This is a genomic window from Methylomonas sp. Uni0011 (assembly GCF_056850255.1).
Window position 1 is genome coordinate 117,357 of sequence record NZ_JBVVNO010000003.1, and the last position, 22,704, is coordinate 140,060.

The 22,704-nt window shown below is 56.1% G+C and carries 15 protein-coding genes; 6 read left to right on the forward strand and 9 right to left on the reverse strand.

Annotation, left to right across the window (positions count from 1 at the left end; translation table 11 throughout):
• Nucleotides 1–24: 24 nt before the first annotated feature.
• Together AC0IM9_RS05810 and AC0IM9_RS05815 are read right to left on the reverse strand one after the other, a co-directional pair.
• Nucleotides 25–978: a FecR family protein gene (locus AC0IM9_RS05810; RefSeq protein WP_482803389.1), complete on the reverse strand. Its 954-nt coding sequence runs from the start codon at nucleotides 976–978 to the stop codon at nucleotides 25–27.
• 91 nt (nucleotides 979–1,069) lie between these two features.
• Complete coding sequence (locus AC0IM9_RS05815) at nucleotides 1,070–1,585, reverse strand: RNA polymerase sigma factor (RefSeq protein ID WP_482803390.1); 516 nt, start codon at nucleotides 1,583–1,585, stop codon at nucleotides 1,070–1,072.
• Between the two features lie 343 nt (nucleotides 1,586–1,928).
• On the opposite strand from AC0IM9_RS05815, the gene AC0IM9_RS05820 reads away from it, so the two are divergent.
• Nucleotides 1,929–5,405, forward strand: a complete 3,477-nt coding sequence (locus AC0IM9_RS05820; protein ID WP_482803391.1) for a PPi-type phosphoenolpyruvate carboxykinase family protein — start codon at nucleotides 1,929–1,931, stop codon at nucleotides 5,403–5,405.
• A 30-nt stretch (nucleotides 5,406–5,435) separates the two neighbouring features.
• Here AC0IM9_RS05820 and AC0IM9_RS05825 read toward each other — a convergent pair whose 3' ends face one another.
• From AC0IM9_RS05825 to sucC, 5 genes are all read right to left on the reverse strand, one after another.
• Entirely contained in the window at nucleotides 5,436–7,523 is a 2,088-nt protein-coding gene (locus tag AC0IM9_RS05825) for a putative bifunctional diguanylate cyclase/phosphodiesterase (protein ID WP_482803392.1), read from the reverse strand.
• 340 nt (nucleotides 7,524–7,863) lie between these two features.
• Complete coding sequence (locus tag AC0IM9_RS05830) at nucleotides 7,864–8,988, reverse strand: hypothetical protein (protein ID WP_140910806.1); 1,125 nt, start codon at nucleotides 8,986–8,988, stop codon at nucleotides 7,864–7,866.
• A 4-nt stretch (nucleotides 8,989–8,992) separates the two neighbouring features.
• On the reverse strand, nucleotides 8,993–10,639 hold the full coding sequence (locus AC0IM9_RS05835; protein ID WP_482803393.1) for an NAD+ synthase: 1,647 nt from the start codon (nucleotides 10,637–10,639) through the stop codon (nucleotides 8,993–8,995).
• 3 nt (nucleotides 10,640–10,642) lie between these two features.
• Nucleotides 10,643–11,515 carry a succinate--CoA ligase subunit alpha gene (gene sucD / locus AC0IM9_RS05840; RefSeq protein ID WP_140910804.1) on the reverse strand — a complete coding sequence of 291 codons (873 nt, stop codon included), beginning with the start codon at nucleotides 11,513–11,515 and terminating at the stop codon, nucleotides 10,643–10,645.
• On the reverse strand, nucleotides 11,515–12,684 hold the full coding sequence (gene sucC / locus AC0IM9_RS05845; protein ID WP_278209480.1) for an ADP-forming succinate--CoA ligase subunit beta: 1,170 nt from the start codon (nucleotides 12,682–12,684) through the stop codon (nucleotides 11,515–11,517). Before sucC ends, sucD begins: the two co-directional genes overlap by 1 nt.
• Nucleotides 12,685–12,788: 104 nt before the next feature.
• On the opposite strand from sucC, the gene AC0IM9_RS05850 reads away from it, so the two are divergent.
• Nucleotides 12,789–14,405, forward strand: coding sequence for a sensor histidine kinase (locus AC0IM9_RS05850; protein ID WP_482803394.1), 1,617 nt, complete (start codon nucleotides 12,789–12,791; stop codon nucleotides 14,403–14,405).
• The gene (locus tag AC0IM9_RS05855) at nucleotides 14,402–15,742 is read left to right on the forward strand and encodes a sigma-54-dependent transcriptional regulator (RefSeq protein ID WP_445372537.1); all 1,341 of its coding nucleotides are present in this window, start codon (nucleotides 14,402–14,404) and stop codon (nucleotides 15,740–15,742) included. The genes AC0IM9_RS05850 and AC0IM9_RS05855 overlap by 4 nt, the downstream gene beginning before the upstream one ends.
• A gap of 47 nt (nucleotides 15,743–15,789) precedes the next feature.
• Here AC0IM9_RS05855 and AC0IM9_RS05860 read toward each other — a convergent pair whose 3' ends face one another.
• Nucleotides 15,790–16,266, reverse strand: coding sequence for a hypothetical protein (locus AC0IM9_RS05860; RefSeq protein WP_482803395.1), 477 nt, complete (start codon nucleotides 16,264–16,266; stop codon nucleotides 15,790–15,792).
• A 149-nt stretch (nucleotides 16,267–16,415) separates the two neighbouring features.
• Nucleotides 16,416–18,251, reverse strand: coding sequence for an EAL domain-containing protein (locus AC0IM9_RS05865; RefSeq protein WP_278209476.1), 1,836 nt, complete (start codon nucleotides 18,249–18,251; stop codon nucleotides 16,416–16,418).
• A 181-nt stretch (nucleotides 18,252–18,432) separates the two neighbouring features.
• On the opposite strand from AC0IM9_RS05865, the gene AC0IM9_RS05870 reads away from it, so the two are divergent.
• The 3 genes from AC0IM9_RS05870 (at nucleotide 18,433) to AC0IM9_RS05880 (ending at nucleotide 22,686) form a co-directional block, all read left to right on the forward strand.
• On the forward strand, nucleotides 18,433–19,284 hold the full coding sequence (locus AC0IM9_RS05870) for an HDOD domain-containing protein (protein WP_482803396.1): 852 nt from the start codon (nucleotides 18,433–18,435) through the stop codon (nucleotides 19,282–19,284).
• A gap of 336 nt (nucleotides 19,285–19,620) precedes the next feature.
• The gene (locus AC0IM9_RS05875) at nucleotides 19,621–21,093 is read left to right on the forward strand and encodes a porin (protein ID WP_482803397.1); all 1,473 of its coding nucleotides are present in this window, start codon (nucleotides 19,621–19,623) and stop codon (nucleotides 21,091–21,093) included.
• 165 nt (nucleotides 21,094–21,258) lie between these two features.
• Nucleotides 21,259–22,686, forward strand: coding sequence for a sensor histidine kinase (locus AC0IM9_RS05880; protein ID WP_482803398.1), 1,428 nt, complete (start codon nucleotides 21,259–21,261; stop codon nucleotides 22,684–22,686).
• The last annotated feature ends 18 nt before the right edge of the window (nucleotides 22,687–22,704 follow it).

The window sequence follows — 22,704 nt, forward strand, 5'->3', positions numbered from 1 at the left end:
GGGAATTCGGCGTAGCGGCTGCGCTTAGCGTTTGTGCAGTACGATAGTGTCTTTACTGCGTTGTACCCGTAGCGGCAATATGCTTTGCACGGCCTGTAGAAACGGCTGGAGATCGGTGGCGTCGAAACGTCCGCTTAGGGTTTGGCGGCCGAGCGACGCGTCGGCGAGCACGAAGTGAAGGCTATGGTAGCGCTCAAGTTCTTTGATCACGTCGGCTAGCGGCGTGTGGTCGAATAATAACTGGCCGCGGGTCCAGGCCAAAACCGGTTCGGCGTCGACTTTTTCCTGGCTCTGCCAGCGCCCGTCCGCATCCAGGCGGCGGCTGAATCCGGCGTGCAATGGTTCTCCCAGCCAACGGCTGCCGACCCGCATTTCCACTTCCCCTTCCAACACCGCAACGGAGGTGCCGTCGGCATCCTGATGGCGGACATTGAACAGTGTGCCGATATCGCTAATGTGCAGTTTGCCGGCATGGACCCGAAACGGACGCCAGCGCTCGTGGGCGACCTCGAATACCGCTTCGCCTTGCTCCAGTTCGATATCTCGACGTAACCAGGATATGCGGGTTCGCAGGCGAGTAGCGGTGTTCATTTCCAAGCGCGAGCCGTCCGCCAGCGCCAATGTGCGGCGTTCGCCGATTCCGGTTTGGTAAGTAGTGGTTGGTGTGGAGAATTCCTGCCATGCTCCGCCGAGTACCGTCGCCAGTAATATCCCGGACAACAGTTGCCGGCCATGGCGCCATCGTTGCGGGCGAACCGATCTGGCCTGGTTCAATTCCGCCAAGTCTTGCGACTTCAGCGTGTCCAGATTGCCCCAAACTTGTTCGACTTCGCAAAAGGCGCGGCGATGCTCTGCACTTGCCGCCAGCCATTGCTCGAATTGCTGGCGTTCTGCGGCGGCGACATGCTCTGATTGCAGCGCTACGAACCAAGTCGTGGCCTGCCTCAGAGTGCGTTGCGAAGGCGAGGTTGATGACATCGGGCGGTACCAGGTTAGTCAACGGAGTTAACTCTTAGTCAGTTTAGCCGGTTTTGCTAAACAAGAGTTGAGACGTATCGGTCGTGGGATGCTAAGGCAACATGTCCAGGCAATATTGGTGGCAATGCAGCATTGCTTTGACCAACTGGCGCTGTACGGTTTTTTCGGATACGCCCAGCCGATCGGCAATTTCGCGGTAACAGAGTTCGTCGACTTTGCGCAGCAACAATATGTGGCGGCATTGCGCCGGCAAAGCGGCGATCGCTTCCAGTACCCGGCGGTAACGCTGAGTGACGATTGCGGCGTCCTCCGGTTGCGGCAGCGGGCAAAGGGCGTCTTCCGCTAACGGCTCTTGGCGGGCGCTGTGGCGCTGGTTGTGGCGGACGAAATCGATTGCCAGCCGCTCGGCGGTGCGGAACAGGTAACCGCTCAGGTTGTCGGTATGGACCAGCCCGTCTTTCCGCAACAGGCGTAAATAGGTTTCCTGGCTCAAGTCCTGTGCCGTGTCGGGGCATTTGACGCGCTGTAACAGAAAATGCACGATCGCTTCCTTATGGTCGCGGAATAGTGCGGCAACCTGATCGGCGGGAATGGCGGCAGCGGGCAAGACGGGCTCCGGTGAGAACAGATGGAGTTAGATTGAAGCAATAAATTTGCCAGTCGAGCGATGCGGATATAAGTACCGGATTTCAAGGCCGCGGGCGGATCAGTCGGCAGAAGAGCGTGGGCGGAATAATTAATCTAAGTTAAATAGCTCAATCGTGTCGGCATATCACGCAGTTTTATGCGCGTCAAAATATTCGACTGCGAACCAAATCGGCCAAGGTTAGGCCGCCGATACGGAATTTTGCCGGGAGATGTATGACGGCCGCCGATAGCTTGCTGACCTCGGCTTGGGGTTTGCTATATCATGCCGCTACCATCAATCAAAAAATTCCAAGGGGGAGGCTATGGATAAACTCAGAGCGCTGGGTCTGGGACCCGCCGGTCAAGACGAGCAGGCGGTCAAACGCCAATTGCATCTGTACATCAATTTAAAACTGGCGTCCTGCGGCCAGCCGATATGTATTGATCACGCGTCGGCCCAATTCATGGATACCGCTCAGGATTTATTGAACAGCTACCTGGAAAAAAGCCGGCAATTGGCCAGTTCTTCGTTGTACCCGGCCGACCGTCGGATTCAGGATTTTCTCGAGCGTTATTTAGGCGATGTGGGTCTGGACAAGATATCTTCGTTGCCGACCATGACCTTCGAGCTGGACCGCCACGGCGTAGCGCGCGAATTGTCGCTGCCGATGGGCGAAGATGAATTTCGTTCCGAAATCGTGTCCAGTTTCCGCGTCAAACAGGGGGTGTTGCATAATCCGGCCAGCGACCGCCGTACCACCCAAGGCTCGTTTCATATCGCCGAAGGCGGTTTGCCGGTGCCCGGCGACAAAAAGCAGGTACCGAAGCTGACCTTCGCCTTGATGCTGGCCGAAGCTCTGAATCCGCCGCCAGACTTGTTGACCCTGCCGTTTACCGCCAATCAACCCCAGCCGGCGCGCATGTTCGCCTCCTTGCTGCTGCGGCCGGTGGTTTGCCCGGAAATCCCTGGCGTTGCAGCCGAAAAATCGATGGAAATCCGTTTTTTCGCTCCTGGAAATCTGGTAAGCAACCTCGATTTCGTCGAGAGTATTTTTGGCAACGGCGGCAATCCGGCCTTGCCGGAATGCGACGCGGCGCTGGACGTCGAGCATTGGTCCGGCCACAGCGGCTGCGTGATTCTGGCGCCGCATCTGGTCAAGCTCACCAAAAAACAGTTGGGCTTGCCGCACTGGGACGATGCCAGCGAACGCCAACGCGCCGAAGGCATGTGCTGGCAGGACCCGGCCGAGCTCTATAACGACGGCCAAGCCTTTAAATTGACCGCCCGCGACCGCACCGGCGTCATCGTCACGTTAGTCGCCGACAATTACTACGGCTACTGCAAAAAAGAAGTGAAAACCCAGATCAGCTATGCCGCCAATTTGTTCGGCCTGGCCGAGGAGGAGCATGCCGGCGGCGCGCTGGCCTTCCGCCGCTTCAACCACGGCGACGAATTCGGCATCGGTAGCCTGACTCGCGAGCCGGGCTATGATTTCGACGACATGGTTTATCGTTACGGCGCGATCATGGACATGCAGCCGGAAGGCTACGCCATCGACAAGCAATATCCGGACATCATTTACGTGCCGCAAGACCTGCGGATGAGCCTGAACAACCAGAAAATCGCCTGGATCAGAAACGGCCAGAGCCATAGCATCCGGCTGCAACCGGGCAAGATTTACGTCCAGCCCAACGGCTACAAGATCGAGATGTGCAAGCACCCCGGCGCGCCGTCCTGGCGTTTGATCGGTACCGTCGCCGAAGGTACCTTCTGCCACAAGCCGTGTACCGTGTCCGGCGGCGGCAAGTCGGAAATTTCCAAATCCATCGAGGATGCGGTGATTTACGGGCCGCTGTTCGTCGACGACTTGCAGCACGATCTGGACCGGGTGCAGGCGATTTTCGACAAGGATTACACCGGCCGCTTCTTGTCCGGCTACGAGCACGAAGATCGCGATCCGGCCCGCAAGATTCTGAGTCCGGAACGCAGCCTGGGCTCGGTGATCAAGTTATTGACGCCGTCCAGCTACCACACCCCCGAATTCAATAACTGGTTGAAGTCGATTCCGCCCAGCATTCTGGCGTTGGTGTTCCTGATCAAACGTTTTTACCGCGAGGAGTGGGGCGAACACTGGCGCGACCATTTGTCGGTGGATGTCATCGACGGCGCGCCGGGCCACGAGCTGAAACTGAACCAACGCAAGATCGTCGCCACCTATTTGCGGGTCGGTTTCGACGCCGAAGGCGGTTGGCGTACGTTTAAAGTGCGTCAGGATTACATCGCCTGCGAGAAAGTGCAGATGGAAGACGACATCAGCGCCTCGGTGGTGGTGCCGACCGCGTCAGTGCAGCCGTGGTTACCGGATACCGGTTACCAGATGAGCTTGAAACTGGTCACCAACTGCGAATACCGGCTGTTTCAGCGGCCGGACGATGCGATCATCCCCGGCTACGACAAGCAGACCGAAGCCAACATGTCCGGCCCCGGCAATTTCATGGCTAATTTCGAGCCGTTGGATCCGGCAAAATTGGCCGCGGTGGTCGAAGACGTGATGACTTTCTCCAAATTTACCCCGCCGATGCAAAACCTGTTGAGCGATGCCTATCAGGACGGCAAGGGCTTCGTGGTGTCTTCCGCGCATCCGCGTTTGGTGGATGGCAAACCCTCGAAAAATCCGCGCTACCTGGAAACCCGGGTCGATGTGGTCAAGCCGCTGCGTAAATATGTCGCCGAAGTCGGTGCCCGCCTGCACCGAAAGATTCCGCTGAACCAGCCCTTGTGCCATCCGGTCGATGCGGTGCTGACCGGCCGGCGCAACAATCCGCCCGAGCCCGGAATCCGGCCGCTGGCGGTGTACAACCCTATTCATTACCAGGAGTTGCCGGAGCTGTTCATGGACTTCATCAGCTCGCTGACCGGCAAGTCGCCGTCGACCACCGGCGCCGGCAGCGAGGGCGCGCTGACCAAAGGCCCGTTCAACGCCTTGCGCGGCATCACCGACCTGAACAACACCTTGGTGTCTTATATCCTGACCGGCTATCCGGGGTTTTCCAGCTCGGCCGGTCATATCGGGCCCGACACCCGGGTCGACCACGACATCAGCTTGTTAATTCCGGAAATCTGGGCCCGCTTGTCGCGGCAGGAACGCGAAGCCGATTACCTGTTGCAACACGGTTACCTGGAGCCGTTGACCGATTTTGAGTACAAAGGTCAACTGGTCATGGCTAGCCGGCTCGGCTACCGCATCACCAGCCATTTCGTGCATAGCCTGATGGGCAAGATCTTCGACAATCCTTACGCGGTGTTCACCGACGAGATCCTGCAACCGGAGCGGCAAGACCTGGAGGTGTTCGTCGATGGCGTCAACAACATCGTCGAGACCCAGCAGCGCGTGGCCCAGCAATATCTGGACGACGGCAGCATCGAAGACGCCTGCCCGCCGTTGTATGCGCTGCTGCACATCATGGCGCTCGGCCATTACGAAGGTAAGGACGCTCACCATCCGGAGATCAGAGCCATGTTTAGCCGCGAGTATCTGCTGGCGGCGGATTGGTACCATGAGCGGCTGGAACTCAAACAGCAGCGGGAAATGGCTTTGTGGCGGCGCCACGTCGGCTATCTGGAGGGATTTTTACGCGACAACAGTCATCAGGCCGTGGTCGGCGAATTGAAGCTGGCGGAACGGTTGCAGCAAGCGCAACGCAAACTGCAGCAAGTGTCGGGTCCGGAGTATTTGAAATCGCTGGTCGGTACTTTGGGTGCCGATCCGCTGGGGCCTTACCGCTGCCTTAACGCATAAAGCCCGATAGCCGTCTGGCCGTCCGGATCCTTAAAACCGGGCGAACAGCCGGCGAAATTCGTCTATCGGCAGCGGCTTGTGGAAGAAATAGCCCTGGCCGCGGTCGCAGTTGTTCTGCTTCAATAAGGTCAATTGTTGCTCGGTTTCGACGCCTTCGGCTTGGACTTTCAGGTTCAAGCCGTGCCCCAAGCCGATGATCGAGCGCACGATGCAGGCGTCGTTCTGGTTGTCGTAAATGTCGGCGACGAAGGATTTGTCGATTTTCAGCGTGTCCACCGGAAACCGTTTCAAATAACTCAGTGACGAAAAGCCCGTGCCGAAATCGTCGATCGCCAGCCGAATACCGAGGTTTTTCAAGTCTTGCATGTGCTTGATAGCGGTCTCGATGTCGTCCACCAGCATGCTCTCGGTAATTTCCAGTTCCAGGCGTTCGGCCGGAAAACCCGTTTCGCGCAGAATGTCGCCCACACTGTCTACCAGTGTGGTTTTCTTGAACTGCCGCACCGACAGGTTGATAGCCAATAGCAGGTTGCGCTCCCGCAACGGTGAACACATATAGTCGCGGCAGGCCGTGCGCATGACCCATTCGCCGATTTCGACGATTAAGCCGCTGTTCTCGGCGATCGGGATGAATTCGTCCGGACCGACGGCGCCGAGCTCCGGCGTCCAGCGCAGCAATACCTCCGAGCCGATGATGCTGCCGCTGGCCAGATCGACTTGAGGTTGGTAGACCAGCGAGAATTCGTTGCGGGCCAGGCCGTGGCGTAAATGGTTTTCCAGGTTCAGTCGGCGCAGGGATAAGGCGTTGGACGCGGCGTTGTAGAATTCGAAAGTGTTACGGCCGTGCTGTTTTGCCAGATACAGGGCGTCGTCGGCGTGTTTCAGCAATTGTTCGCTGCTGGTGGCGTCCTGCGGATACACGCTGATACCGAGGCTGGTGCCGACGAACAATTGATGGTCGTCGATGAAATACGGCTCGTTGATGGTGTTGATCACGCGTTGAGCGATATCGCCGGCGTCGGCGGGACTGGTGAGATTCAAACTGATCAGCGCGAATTCGTCGCCGCCGAGGCGGGCGACGGTTTCTTGCTGGCGCAAGCAGGCCGCAATTCGTTTCCCGACTTCGATCAGCAATTTGTCGCCGACCAAATGCCCCAGGGTATCGTTAATGTTTTTGAAACGGTCCAGGTCCAGATAGAACAGCGCAAAGATCTGCGGATTGCGCTTGGCCAGGTGGATGGCTTGTTCGAGCCGTTCGTTGAACAGCGAGCGGTTGGCCAGATCGGTCAACGGGTCGTAGTACGCCATATGGCGAATGATTTCCTCGGTATCCTTGCGGTCGCTGATGTCGTGAATGATGGAAACGAAATGGCTGATCGAGTTGTCGTCGGCCAGGATCGGGGCGATCGATTCCAGGCACCAAAACAGTTCGCCGTTTTTCTTACGGTTCAAAAATTCGCCGTGCCAGGCGGTGCCGCTCAACAGGGTGGTCCAAAGATTCTTGTAGGTGTCTTCGGCGGTCAGGTCTGACTTCAGCAGATTGGCTCGGCGCCCGATCACTTCGTCCGCCGTGTAGCCGGTAATCTGGTAGAAGGCGGGATTGCAATATTCGATTTGGGTTTGCGCATCGGTGACCATCACCATGCTGGAGCTGTATTGCATCGCCAGGGTGAGTTTGCGCAGCTCGCGTTCGGTGTTTTTGTGATTCTCGATCTCCCTGGCCAGTGCCGAATTTGCCGCGACCAATTGCGCTTGGCTGGGGATAGCCAGGATTTTCGGAACCAACGGCCAAACTAACGCGGCTGTGCTGATCGAAACCATTGCCGTTGCCAGTTTGACGAAACCGGACAGCCAATAGTCCGGTATCCAGACATTCCAGATGCTGAGCAAGTGGGTCGTGCCGCATAGAAAGATGAACAGGCCGAACAGCCAGTAAATCCAGCTGAACGGAATGTCCAGGCGCTTTTTCAGGATGTAGAGCAGTGCGAACGGGATCGAGTAATAAGACAAAACGATTAGCGCGTCGGACACCACGTGCAGCATCAGCAGATCGCTTTGCCACATATAACATTGGCCGTGCGGCATGTACGGGTGAATGTCGAACAGGTGATCTGGCATGTTTCGCTCGCTTTGGAGTTTCTCGAGCGCCGGAAAGCTGTCGGGCGAGGCACCGACGATCCGGCCCTGCGGGTTGGGATACTCGCGTTCCGTGCGGCTGGCTGGCAAGCTTAACGTAAATTTTCGCTAAAACAAACAAGTTAAGCGGCGGAGGCTATCGGCACCGGAAACGCTGTCCAAGTGCCCTAGATCGGGATGCACCGGCCGCCGCAGCCTAGCCGGAAGCGTGCGGGCTTTAATCCCGTGGAGATAGATATGTCGGCGCGACCCGGCAGACTAAAGCGTTATTCAGGGCTGCAGGCTGGGTTTGACGAGCGTCAAGGAGGCGACACCCGCCGGATCAGCCTTTGCGCTTGCCTTTCTTGCCCTTGTTTTTAACCGATTCCTGAGCGATCAAAGAGCGGGCCAGTTTGCGCAAACCGTTGGAAGAGACTTCCAGGCCCAACGGTGAGCCGATCGATTCCAATTCGTACATCAAGTCGGTCGCGGCAATCAGCGTGACGTAACGCAATTTTTCGCCGCCCGGCAATTGGCTGGAGGCGTCGCGCAACAACGGGGCGAAGGTATCCCACGAGCTGTTGAAAAACTTGCGCACCGGGTCGTTCTCGGCGACCGATTCGCTGCTCAGGCCTTGCTCGAAGGCCGTGCCGGCTTTTTGCAACACTTCGTGCAGTTTGGCCCGGGTGTCCTCGGCATTGCCGCCCAACTGGGCAGTGGCGATCGATTTGTCCAGGGAAGCCTGCCAGTTCTGCCAAAGCGCGCGCCATTGTTTCAACTCGGTTTCGGTTAGAACTGCGGCCGGTTTGACGTTGTTCGGGTTCGGGTTGTCGGCCGTGTAGCCCAAATTGATTTGTAAGCCGTTGGCGTCGGCCTTGGCTTGGTTGAAGCGCAAGCTATTGATCGTATCGTGCAAGTCTTCGCTGTGATCGGCGGCGATGTAAGGCACCAGAGCTTTAGCGATGTCCGGCCGGACCTGGTTCAAGTCGATTTTCAAACCGGACAGTTTGGGTTCGGCGGCTTTCTTGATCAAGGATTGCAACTGGCTGATATTCAGCGGCTGGCCGTTGCGGTCGAACGCGTTGAGCTGGGTGACCGGAAAGCTCAGCACATTTCCCGAAGCGTCTACGGTGGGCTGCTGAAAGGTCTGCAGGATACCGGACCATTCCACCAGCGCCATGCATTTGCCGCCCAAAGCGGTGCCGATCCGGGCCTGGACGTTGTTCTGGATTTTGACTTGGCCGTTTTCGCCGCTGATTTGCGGATGGTCCAGGTCGAGATAGCTGCATTGTTTGCCGTCTTTCCAGGCCCGCACCGATTCGTCCGGGCCGGTGTAGAGTTGGTTAACCAAAACGCTCTTGATAAAGCGGTATTCCATCGGCACTGGAATATTAATTTCGCGGGCTAGACCGTTCTCAGCCGTCAGCAGCAGTGCGGTAGAGATTAAAACGGTACGCAATATTGACATGAATTTACTCCTTAACGTTGTCGGGCGCTGTTGGATTAAGCGCGGCGGTGCCGCGGTAAGCCGATGAAATGGGGTAACGCCGGTCGCGGCCGAAGGCCCTGGGCGTAATGCGAATGCCCGGCGGCGATTGCCGGCGTTTGTACTCGTTGCGGTCGACCAGCGAGATGGCGCGTTCGACCGCGTCGCGCGGATACCCCAGGGCGACGATGTCTGCGGCTGATTGGTCCTGCTCGATGTACAGGGCCAGAATCGGATCCAGGATCGAGTAGGGCGGCAGCGAGTCTTCGTCTTTTTGGTCCGGCGCCAGTTCGGCCGACGGCGGCCGGGTGATGACCCGCTCCGGAATCACCGGCGACAGGCTGTTGCGGTATTCGGCCAGTTTATAAACCATCAATTTGGACACATCCTTCAACGGCGCAAAACCGCCGGCCATGTCGCCGTAAAGCGTGGCGTAGCCAACGCTCATTTCGCTCTTGTTGCCGGTGGTGAGCAGCAGTTTACCCTGCTTGTTGGATAAGGCCATCAGCAATACGCCGCGGCAGCGGGCCTGGATATTTTCCTCGGTGGTGTCTTTCCGGCTGCCGGCGAACAGGGGCGCCAGCATCTGGTTGAAGGCGTTGACTGCCGGTTCGATCGGTAGGGTATGGAATTTCACGCCGAGGGCTTCGGCTTCCAGTCTGGCGTCTTCGTTGCTGATGTCGGCGGTATAGCGCGACGGCATTGCCAACGCCTCCACCCGGTCGGCGCCGAGCGCATCGGCGGCCAGTGCCAGTACCAGCGCCGAATCGATGCCGCCGGACAGGCCCAGAATCGCGCCGTGAAAGCCGTTCTTGCGCACGTAGTCGCGAATCCCGAGCAACAAGGCCTTGTATTCGCTGACAATGGGCTGGTACAGCGCAACGATGCCGGTTCGGGCCGGCAAAGTGCCGTCGAATTCGACTACATCGAGTTGCTCTTCGAATTCCGCCGCGCGATAAACCACTTCGCCGCTTTTATCGGCGACGAACGAGGCGCCGTCGAATATCAGTTCGTCCTGGCCGCCGATCTGGTTGACGTACACCAGCGGGATGCCGGCGGTGCGGACATGATTGCAGATGATGTCCTCGCGCTGCTGCATCTTGCCGGCGTGGAACGGCGACGCATTCAAGGCCAGCACGATGTCGGCGCCGGCATCGCGGTTAGCGGCCATGGTGGCGGGCAGCCAGACGTCCTCGCAGATCGCCAGGGCCAACTTGCGGCCATTGGCTTCGAATATGCAACAGCCGGTTCCGGGCTCGAAATAGCGTTGCTCGTCGAACACGCCGTAGTTGGGCAGCGCGGTTTTATGGTATTCGGCGACGATGGCGCCGTCGCGGATGGCAGCCGCGGCGTTGTACAACTTGCCATCCTGGTGGCGCGGGAAGCCGATCACGGCGACGATGCCTTGAATTTGCGCGACCAGTTGCCGAACGGCCTGTTCCGATTGAGCCAAGAAATCGGCTCGCAGTAACAGGTCTTCCGGCGGATAGCCGGTCACGCACAATTCGGGGAACACGACGATGTCGGCTCGCCGCTCGCGGGCTTGTTCGGCTGCGGCCAGGATTTTGCCCACGTTGCCGGCAATGTCGGCGACGGTGAAATTGAGTTGGGCTAACGCGATTTTCAACGGCATTGGCTACTTCGAAAAACAATCCCGCATGGCCGCACCGATATCCGACGGCGAACTGACCATGCTGACGCCGGCCGCTTTCATCGCTGCGACCTTGCCTTCTGCCGTGCCGCTGCCGCCGGTGACGATGGCACCGGCGTGGCCCATGCGTTTACCGGGCGGTGCAGTCTGGCCGGCGATGTAACCGACCACCGGTTTCGTGACCTGGGCTTTGATGAATTCCGCGGCCTGTTCTTCGTCGCTACCGCCGATTTCGCCGACCATGACGATGCCCTCGGTTTGCGGATCGTCCTGGAACCGACGCAACACGTCGATGAAGTTCATGCCGTGGATCGGGTCGCCGCCGATGCCGACGCAGGTGCTCTGGCCCAGGCCTTCGCGGGTGGTTTGGTGTACCGCTTCGTAGGTCAGGGTGCCGGAGCGGGAGACGATGCCGATTTTGCCGGGCTGGTGAATATGGCCGGGCATGATGCCGATCTTGCATTGGCCGGGCGTGATCACGCCGGGGCAGTTGGGGCCGACCAGCAAGGATTGGGTGCCTTGCATCGCGGCTTTGACTTTCAGCATCTGCAGTACCGGAATACCCTCGGTGATGCAGACGATCAATTCGATGCCGGCCGCGACCGCTTCCAAAATCGCATCGGCGGCGAAAAACGGCGGCACGTAAATCATCGTCGCATTGGCGCCGGTGGCTTTGACCGCTTGCTCCACCGTATCGAACACCGGTAGCTCCAGGTGAGTTGAACCGCCGCGGCCCGGCGTGACGCCGCCGACCAGTTGGGTGCCGTAGGCCAGGGCCTGTTCGGAGTGGAAGGTGCCTTGTTTGCCGGTAAAACCCTGGCAAATGACTTTAGTGTTTTTGTCGATCAAAATGCTCATCAGGCCACCTCCTGCGCCAGTTTCACCGCCAATTCGGCGGCTTGGTTCAAATTGTCCGCCGGCACCAGCCCGAGCCCGGACTGGCTTAACATGGTTTTGCCCTGCTCTACGTTGGTGCCTTCTAAGCGCACCACGACCGGAATGGTCAAATGCATCTCCTCGACCGCAGCCAGAATGCCGGCGGCGATCACATCGCATTTGACGATGCCGCCGAAAATATTGACCAGCACGGCCTTGACGGTGCCGTCCGACAAAATCAGTTTGAAGGCCTCTTTGACCTTGTCTTTGTTGGTGCCGCCGCCGACGTCCAGGAAATTGGCCGGCGCGCCGCCTTTCAATTTGACCATGTCCATCGTCGCCATCGCCAGACCGGCGCCGTTGACCATGCAGCCGATGTTGCCGCCCAGCGTGACGTAGTTCAGATCGAATTGCTTGGCCTCGGCTTCCTTGGCGTCTTCCTGCGATGCGTCGCGCAGCGCGGCGATGTCGGGATGCAAAGCGATTGCGTTATCGTCGAAATTGATTTTGGCGTCCAAGGCGACCAGTCTGCCGTCTGCGGTTTCGATCAGCGGATTGATCTCGATCTGGCTGCAATCCTTGGCCAGAAACAACTGGTACATGCCGTTCAAGATGGTTTGCAGTTGGCCCTGTTGTTCCTTGCCCAAACCGAGTGCGGCGCCGATTTGCCGGCCTTGGTAAGCTTGCAGTCCGGCCGCCGGATGCACCGGCACTTTGACGATTTTTTCCGGGGTTTGGGCGGCGACTGCTTCGATATCCATGCCGCCGGCCGCCGAGGCGATGAAAATCAGGCGTTCGCTTTCCCTATCCAGCAGCAGGCTCAAATAAAACTCAGATTTGATCGCAGACGCCTCTTCGATCCAGACGCTGTTCACCGGCAAGCCGGCGGCATCGGTCTGGTGGGTAACCAAACGCTTGCCCAGCATCTCTGTGCTGAATTGGCCGGCTTCTGCTGGGCTGTCGGCCAGTTTTACGCCGCCGGCTTTGCCGCGGGCGCCGGCGTGGACTTGGGCTTTGACCACGCACTTTACCCCACCCAATTGCCGAGCCGCTTCCTCAGCTTCCGCGGCACTGGCTGCAACCAATCCGCGCGGAACCGGGATGGCAAAGTCGTTAAATAGTTGTTTCGCCTGGTATTCGTGAATATTCATCTAGGTGCTCCATATTGAGGCGGGCATCGCGGCGTTTCGAGTTGGTGCTATGATTGCCGGACGCTAATTTTAACCAACTCCTGAAAAAACGACGGGCAATGCGAATGCCAGCGGCCGATACTTTATATCCCTGTCCCTTTTCCAAAGGTTACGGTATTCCCAGTCGGCAGGCCTGGTTGATGCTGAAAATCTTTGCCTTGTACCGTTTCGTAACCGCCAGCCTATTCGCAATGCTGTTTTATTTGCGTTTCGGTCCGTCCCTACTCGGCTCTTACGACACCGCATTGTACCAGTTCGCCAGTTTGGCTTATTTGGCGATTTCGCTGATTGCCGCGCCAATCGCATTTAGGCAGCGGCTGGGTTACGCCCGATTGGCTCAGATTTTTATCTTTACCGATATCATCTTGATTACGCTGATGATGCATGCCAGCGGCGGGGTCGGCAGCGGCATTGGCATCTTGCTGGCGATTTCGATTGCGGCCGGCGGGCTGTTGGTTGGCGGGCGGTGTGCGATCTTGTTTGCCGCGTTGGCGAGTGTGGCGATTCTGACCGAAGAGGTTTACGCGATCCAGACCCGGGCGTTTGAAACTACCACACTGACCTACGCCGGCATGCTTGGCGTCGCATTCTTTTCGATCGCCTATCTGTCGGTGATACTGGCGCAGCGGGCCGAGCAGGCCGTGATTCTGGCGCAACGTCACGCGCAGACCATTGCCCGGCTGGAAAGCTTGAACCGCTACATCATTCAGCATTTACAATCTGGCATCATGATTGTCGACGACGGCGAGGCGACCCAGCTATCCAACCACTCGGCATTGCGTTTATTGGGGCTGGAACTGCAGCCAGCCACCCTAGCCGACATTTCGCCGCAACTGCAACAGGCTTTCGAATTGTGGCGCGAACACCGGGAGCAGGATTTCGCCATCGTGTCTTTGCCCGATCGAAGTGAAATTCAAGTCCGGTTCTCGGCACTGATGATGGACGGCGAAAACTTGAATATGTTGATTTTCGAAGACATCGCCCTCTACAACCAGCGTCTGCAACAAAGCAAACTGGCTTCTTTGGGCCGATTGACGGCGAGTATTGCCCACGAAATTCGCAACCCGCTATCGGCGATCAGTCATGCCGGCCAATTGCTGGCCGAGTCCCGCGCCTTGGGCGCCCAGGATTTACGCTTAACCGAGATCGTCCGGGTTCATTGCCAGCGGGTGAATGGTATTATCGAGGACATTCTCAAGCTGTCGCGGCGCACGCCGTCGCATAAGCAGACAATCGCGCTGGACCAGTGGCTACCCGCCTACCTGAGCGAGCAACGGCTGAATCTGGGTCTGAAAAAAGACACGTTTAACTTGTCGTTTAAGGCCCAAGGCCTGGATGCTTACATCGACGGCGGCCATTTGAAACAGATTCTGGATAATTTGTGCGCCAACGCGCTGAAGTATGGTCGCCCGGAAGCTGGACCGCTGATGATCGAAGCGGGCCTGGCTCAAGGCTCGCCTTACATCAGCGTGATAGACAACGGCCCGGGCATCGGCGCCGACAATCTGCAGCATCTGTTCGAACCGTTTTTCACCACGTCTCACCAGGGTACCGGGCTGGGGCTTTATATCTCCAGGGAATTGGCCGAATTGAATCGGGCGGAGTTGTATTACGCGCCCGGCGAAAAATCCTGTTTTACCTTGTTATTGGCGAACGCCGATCGTGCGGCGATTGAAATATGAATATGCCTGTTACTTTGTTGGTTGACGACGAACCCGATATTCGGGAGTTATTGGAGATCACGCTAAACCGGATGCAAATCCAAACCTGCTGCGCGGCGACGCTAGCCGAAGCCAAGCATTGGTTAGCCAGCCGATCTTTCGATTTATGTCTGACCGACATGCGCTTGCCGGATGGCGACGGCCTGGAACTGGTCGATTACATTCAGAGCCAAGGCTTGCAATTGCCGGTGGCGGTGATTACGGCCCACGGCAGCATGGATGTTGCGATCAAAGCCATGAAAAAAGGCGCTTTCGATTTTCTGTCCAAACCGGTCGATCTGGCGGTATTGCGGCAGTTGGTCAGTCATGCCTTGCAAATCTCGCTGAACCGGGTGGCGGAAAAAGAACGCCGCACCCGCGATTTGTTGCTGGGCGAGTCGATGCCAATGCGCAATATCCGCTCGAAGATCGATAAGGTCGCGCGCAATCAGGCGCCGGTATATATCAGCGGCGAATCCGGCTCCGGCAAGGAGTTGGTGGCACGGTTGATCCATCAACAAAGCCCCCGTAGCGATAAGGCATTTGTCGCCATCAACTGCGGAGCGATCCCGCATGAATTGATGGAAAGCGAGTTCTTCGGCCATAAAAAAGGCAGTTTCACCGGGGCGGTCAGCGACAAGCAAGGCTTGTTCCAAGCTGCGGACGGCGGCACCCTGTTTCTGGACGAAGTGGCCGACTTGCCGTTGGCATTGCAAGTCAAATTACTGAGAGCGATACAAGAAAAGAAAATCCGGCCGATTGGCGAACAACACGAGATTCCGGTGGATGTGCGTCTGTTGAGTGCCACCCACCGGGATTTAGCCAAAATGGTTCAGGAAGGCAGTTTTCGGCAGGACTTGTATTACCGGATCAATGTCATCGAACTGAATTTGCCGCCGTTACGGGCACGGGCGGCCGATATTCCGCAATTGACCGCACATTTGTTGCAAGGGTTGGCCCGTAACAACGGCATTGCCAAGCCGGAATTATCCGATGCGGCGCTCAGCGCGTTGAAGCAATATTATTTTCCCGGCAACGTTCGCGAATTGGAAAATATTCTGGAGCGAGCTTTGGCGTTACATGAGGGCGGCGTGATTCAGGTTGACGATCTGAATTTGCCGATGGGCTTGGATTTGGCTGTGGCCGAAGATTTTAATGCCGAAAAAATGTCGCTGGAAAGCTATTTGGAAGATATCGAGAAAAAGGCATTGAGCTCGGCCCTGGAAGAAAACCGCTGGAACAAAACGGCGACAGCCAAATATCTGGGGATGAGTTTCCGCTCATTGCGTTACCGCTTGAAGAAACTCGGCCTGGAATAAGCGGCCGGCAGCCTGTCGCCCGCAAGGCTGCCGCAGGCGCTGCGTGGTTACTGGTATTTGTCCAATGTTCTCAACTGTTGCAGCGCGGCCTGAATTTTGGCATTGACGGCCTCGTCCAGCTCATTGTTCTTGTAAACCTTGTCCAGCAGGCCTTCTTCTACCAGTGCATCTTTAATCCAGCGTTTGGCAAAGGCGTAGCTGGCCGGAAACTTGGCGACTTCGCCGGTTTTCGGATTTTTCAGGCTGTCGGCGTTAGCGGCCGGTTTGGTTGTGGCCGGTTTGGCCGGAGCGGCCTTGGTTGCGGTTTTTGCGGAAGGTTTGGCGGGGGCTGGTTTTGCGGGTTTTTCTGCGGTTTTGACGGCGGCGGGCGGGGCGGCTGGTTCCGGCTGCGGCGCCGGTTTGACGGCTTCAGGTTTTGCTGCCTCGGCTTGCGGGCTTTCCGACGTGTCTTTCTTCCCCCCCAGCACTACAAATATCACATAAGCCACAAAAATAGTGGTCGCTATGAAAAGCAATTCAGCCATAGTCCTTCCCCCTTGTTTTAATTTTATTTATTAAAGTTTAAGCACGATGTAAAGGCAAATATTGTTGCCGAATCCGAATATACCAGAGCAAAGCATGCCGGTAAACTAATTGGCCGGCCGATATCAACGGGAATTTTCCCCGAATAACTCTAATTGATCGTGGTCGTCGACTTCGGGGCAGCGAACAATATTGCATTGGAAACCTGGCTGTCGATTAAATTGCGGTCGGGTTTCCCGAATGCGTAACCCTGGCCGAAATTAACGCCAATTTCTTTTAACTTGAGTGCGGTACCGGTGGATTCGACAAATTCGGCAATGGTTTTCTTGCCCAGTTTGGAAGCGATTTCTACCATCGATTTCACCAGAATCTGGTCGGTTTCGTTTTCCAGCAGGTTTCTAATAAATTGGCCGTCGATTTTTACGTAATCGACCGGAAAGGTTTTCAGGTAATTGAAGGAACAAAATCCGGCACCGAAATCGTCGAGCGCGAATTTACAGCCCAAGGAGCGGATTTTGTTGATCATGTGCCGGGTCTTGTCGAAGTTGTCGACGGCGGCGGTTTCGGTAATTTCGAAGGTCAGGCGGCCGGCATCGATCCAGGTCATTTCCAGCTTGTCGCTGATCGTAGACAACAAATCCGGGTATTGAAAAGCGGTACTCGACAGGTTAATGGCCAGCGACACGTATGACATATACGACGGCAACGCCGCCAGAAAATCGATCGCGTTTTCCACCACCCATAAGTCGATTGCATGGATTAAACCGGTGCGCTCAGCGACCGGAATGAATTGGTCCGGGGTGATGATCTCGTCGCCCTCGCCGCGCATTCTGAGCAAAACTTCGTAATGGGAAATATTGCCGTCGGTCAACTGCACCACGGGCTGGAAGACCAGAAACAAATTGTTGTCGCGCAATGCCCTACGGATTAACGGCACCCAATAGATATCGCGTCGCCTTTCCTTGACGGTAACGTCTTCGCTGTTATACACGCAGACCTTGTCGCGGCCAGTATTTTTCGCGAAATTGCAGGCCTGGCGTGCATGCAGGATCATTTCCCCCGGATGAAAGGCCGATACCGAGTTGTCCAGCGTGGCAATACCGATCGAAACCGAGGCGCTGTAGCAAACCTCGCCGGTGAAAAAACGGAAATTGTCGACCGTATTTTTGATGGTTTCGGCCAGTATCTGCGCCTGCTTTTTGGTCTTGTTCTCGACGAACAGGCAAAACTCGTCGGCACCGATGCGGGCGAACAGGCTGGCCGGGGGGGTTAGTTTGCGGACCAGAATGGCCAGCTCCACCAGCAGACGGTCGCCGACTTCGAAACCTTCCAACTCGTTGATCAGGCTGAAGCGGTCAACGTCGATGAACAACAACGCGCCGTCTTTTTGGGTTTTGTTGCTGCGATTCAAAATCAGCCGCAACTGGCGTTCGAAGCTGCTGCGATTGAACAAGCCGGTTAGTTCGTCGTGCGCGACCAGAAACTTGAGTTTGGCGTCGATGACGTTTTTTGCCGCCAACTCGTTAATCAATTGCTCTTCCTGGCGCTGACGAAGTTGGCGTTCTTGTTTCAGACTCAGCAGAAATTTCACCGCCAGCAACAACTCCTGAGTATTGACCGGGGTGTGGATTCTATAAGTGAGGCAATCGGTTTCCGGTTCGATCGAACAGTGATCGGAGGGGCAGTCGAAGTTTTCGTTGTCCAACAAGACCACGGGAATCACCGAAGCCGCCGCGGTGCTGGAAAGGTTGCGGCACATTTCGTGGACTTGGCACAGTGGCAAAGCCGTATTCAAGACGATCAGGCCGATGGCTTCCGGGGTGCTGCTGTGCGGGCGCAGTAGTTGGTAAATTTGCTCGCCGCTGCCGGCTTGGCTGATATTGGTAAAGCCTTTGGCTTTAAGCGTGGAAACGATTTTCAACGCCGAGATTTCGTCGTGTTCCGCTACGACGATGAGTTTTTCTTTGAGCGCGTCACTGGCAAACATTTAATACCATCCAGGTATTTGTTGAAAATGGGGGGGCTTCAAACATGGGTAGGGAGGGCGGCCGGCATTTGCAAAGCTTGTAATTCCATTGAAATGGACTAGGGTTAACCGCAAACTTTAAAGTCGTTTCTATGCTATCGCTTGCTAGTATAGGTGCAAATTCATAATTTTAGAATTGTTGATGATAGTATCCTCACCATCCACGTTAACCATTACCGATCTGTTGCGGGGCGATCTTCAACTCGCTTCGCCGCCGAATGTTTATTTTCAGCTCAAGAAGGTGGTGGAGGATCCGACCAAGACCGCGAAGGACGCGGCGTTTGTGATCGAAAACGACGCGGCACTGGCCGCCAAGTTGTTGAAGATCGTGAATAGCGCGTTTTACGGTTTTCCGGCTCAGATCGGTTCGATCGCCAAGGCGATCACGCTGATCGGTACCCGCGAGCTGCAGAACCTGGTGCTGGGGGCGGTCGTCGTCGAGCGCTTTTCCGACTTGCCCGGCCAAGTTTTCACCATCCACGATTTTTGGGCGCGTAATCTGCGTTGCGCGCTGATTGCCAGGGAGCTGGATCTGCAATTCGGCAAGCACTATACGGATGTTGCCTTCATCTGCGGTTTGCTCCATAACCTGGGGCAGTTGGTGTTCTACCGCCGGATTCCGGTTTTGGCTCGCGAAGTGGATTTATTACTACAATCCCAGTCGCATCTGGAGGTCGACGACGACGTACACATCGAACAAAACGTGATCGGCTTCGACCACTTTCAGGTCGGTGCACAACTATGCCAGCTGTGGAATTTGCCGGAAGCCATCGTCGAAAGCATCCGCTTGCATTGTTTTCCCGATACGATCGGTCCGTTTTCGGATTTGGCGGCGATGGTCCGCTTGGCCAATTGTCTGAGCCGGATCGAAAATCCCTATGACGCTTTCGCGGTCAGCGCGCTCAATCTGTCCCCGGAACAAATCAGTTTCGTGCTGGATAAGATCAGCGACGAATTCGAAGTCATTTTTAAACTGTTTTACCCCTCCCGCTAATTTCCCCGATTGTCCGCGCCGGCTCGTTCAAGTTTCCGGCCGGATGTGTGACGCAAATATTACGGCCGTTTTCCCGCCGCTTCTTACGCTAATCCGCAAATTACAGTTCCGTGGCATTGTTGCGGCTGACAAGCTGCGCGGTCGAATCTGTGTGTGGCGTCGAATATTATCGATCCGGTTTGGTAAAGGCGTTGCATTCAAGCAACATTTGCGTTGCTAAAACCGAATTGTCACAAAGCTGTCATATTACCCCCCTAAAATGCCTCCAAACTCGCCGGTCAAGCCGGTTGGTCTGTCTTAATTTATTGATTTGTTTAAATTTTGGAGCATTTTTTGATGAAACTTTCCAAGCTCAGTTTGGCCATTGTGGCAGTGATGGGTGCCGGCAGCTTCGCCGAAGCCATCGCATTGGACCTATACGTCGACGAAAAAACCAAGCAGATTTTTGCCGAACCCGGCCCTGGACGGACCAAATTGGGGTCGTTCGAGAAAGTCGAAGACAGCGCCAAACAAAAAGCCGATTTGACCGCGATTCAGACCGACCTCGAATTGAAAACCAACGAGTTGAAAGCCATCGAAGAACATATCGTGGCGCAGCGCGAGGATAAGGCCAAGAACGACGAAAAGTGGTTCAACAAGATCAATATGCGCGGTTATACCCAAATGCGTTATAACCAACCGCTGAGTGGGGACCGTGTCGCCGGCGAGCCGGAACTGAAATCGGTCGGTGACGGTTCAATCGGTAACAACAGCAACTTCTCATTGCGCCGGGTGCGTTTGGTCTTCTCCGGCGATATCAACGAATACATCTCGTTATATCTGCAACCGGACTTCGCTACCACCAACGGCGATTTGCACTTTGCCCAGTTACGCGATGCCTATGCCGACTTGGCGTTCGACAAAGCTCATGAATACCGGATTCGTGCCGGCCAATCCAAAGTGCCGTTCGGTTGGGAAAACTTGCAGTCATCGCAAAACCGGATTGCGCTCGATCGCGACGATGCTCTGAACAGTGCGGTGCCCAGCGAACGAGATTTGGGCTTGTTCGCCTACTGGAGCCCATCCGACGTGCAGAAACTGTGGAAAGACCTAACCAAGAAAGGCTTGAAAACCTCGGGTGATTACGGTGTTTTGGGTGTTGGTGTTTATAACGGTCAAGGTATAAACAAAGTAGAGAGAAATGATGGTATGTACGTTGTGGCGCATTCTACCTATCCGTTCGATCTGGGATTCTTGGGCAGTGCCATGCGCGGACAAGTATTGGAGGTTGGCGCTGATGCAATGTCAGGAAGGTTTAATACAACTGGCGCTACTTGTTCTGCGACAACGCCTTGCAAAATCAACGGAGTCAACAAAACTTCGGCACCGACTATTGGAGATAACAGCGAGGATAGAGTTGGTTTGCATGCTGTCTTATTTCCACAGCCTTTCGGTCTGCAGGCGGAATGGAACTGGGGTGCGGGACCAACTTTAGACCCGATCTCATACACCGTTCAAAGGCAAAACTTGAACGGTGGCTATGTGCAGGCGATGTACAAAATCGACGAAGTATTCGGTACCAAAGGCACAATGTTCCCATACGTGAAGTGGCAAACCTACGACGGCGCTTGGAAAGGTTCGGTAAATGCCCCTAAAGTAAGTGTGGATGAGGTCGAAGCTGGTGTCGAATATCAAGTCAATAAAGCTTTGGAGATCACCATGGCCTACTCGACGATGAGTCGGACATATATCTCCGACGCGACCAAATCGGATTATTTGCGTCAAGCCAGCGGCGACATGATCCGTACCCAGTTGCAGTTCAACTATTAGTTCAAGCTGCGGGAGCTGCCCGCAGTTGAATGGATCATCAGAACGCCTCGTTTCTCCGGAAACGCGGCGTTTTTTTTGTGCGTAACAAACCCGCTATTCGGTTAACGCCTTCGCACGAGGTCGGTTAAACTCCCCGGTTATCTTGCGATTACCCGGTATCCGCCTATGTACCCTACCATGCGCGGCCTGTTATTCAGGCCGGTCATCTTTGTCAGCTTTGTCTTGGGCCTGTTGGTGATTGCCGAATTGCTGGCAATCGGCCGGCTAACCTGGGTCAACGATCAGCGTATCCACATCATCGAACGCGACATCGGCCGCGGCCATCATTTGGAAGATACGCTGTTCGAACTGCTGCAACTGCAATTGACGCTGTCGACTAATCAGAGCGCTTCCGAGGCCGAGAAAAGTCAGTTAGCCGATATTCAGGAGCAATTGATCGGCGGTTTAAGCGATTACGACAGTGCGATACCGGCCAATCTGCAGCAACTGCAGGAAGTGTTCGGCAAGGCGGTGCAGGGCGACCAGGCTAATTTGGTCACCGCGTTGCAGTTGATTAAACAGGTTCTGGACCGGCAGGCTCAGGAAGAAGAGCGCTTGTTGATCAATATTGAAGACGACGGCGAATTGGAAATGCAGTTGGCGATCTTGTTGCCGCTGTTGTTGTTGTGGATCGTCGGCTACTTCTTTCGCACCAATGTGTTGGAACCGCTGGACTGCTTGAAAGAACTGTTGTCCGGCCTGGCCGAGGGCGAGATGAAACCGATCAAGCGCAGCACCTCGGACCCGTTGCTGCACGCCTTGTTCGATCGCTATAACCATTTGGTTTCGCGTCTGGTCGAGTTGGAACGCGAACATCTGGAGCACACCGAATTGCTCGAATACCGGGTCCGGCAAACCAGTCACGCCTTGTTGGAGCGCAGCCAGCAGTTGGCCAAGGCTGAGCGTTTGGCCGCACTGGCTGAATTGGCGGCCAGCACCGCCCATGAACTGCGCAATCCGCTGGCCAGTATCCAATTGGCGATGGAGAACATGCTGGAAGAGTGCCGCGACAGTGATCTGGCGGAACGGTTGCAGATGGTGTACCGCGAAGTGCAACGCCTGACCCGCAATTTGAACGATCTATTGGCCTCTGCCCGCAGTAACGGCGAGACATCGCAACGTGTCGCCGTGCAGCCGTTGTTGGAAGAATTGTTGACCTTGCTGAAATATCAGGCGCGGGAAAACGTAAGCTTCAACTGTCGGGTGGCCGAAGAACTGTATGTGTTTTTGCCGGAGAGCGAGTTCCGTCAGGCGGTGTTGAACTTGCTGTTGAACGCGGTCCAGGCTATCGGGGCTAGCAATGGCGAAGTCAATGTCAACGCCGACATCCTTGACGGTAAATTGGAGCTTACCGTGGTCGATTCCGGGCCGGGTTTCAGCGCCGACTTTTTACGCCACGGCATTCGGCCTTTCGTCAGCCTGAAAGACGGCGGCAGCGGCTTGGGGCTGGCGATGGTAAGACGTTTCGTCAAAGACCACCAGGGGGGGATGCGTTTACAAAACGACGAACAGGGCCACGCTTGCGTGACCTTGACTTTCCCGCTCGCTGCCTGAATCGGTCCGGTGCGACGC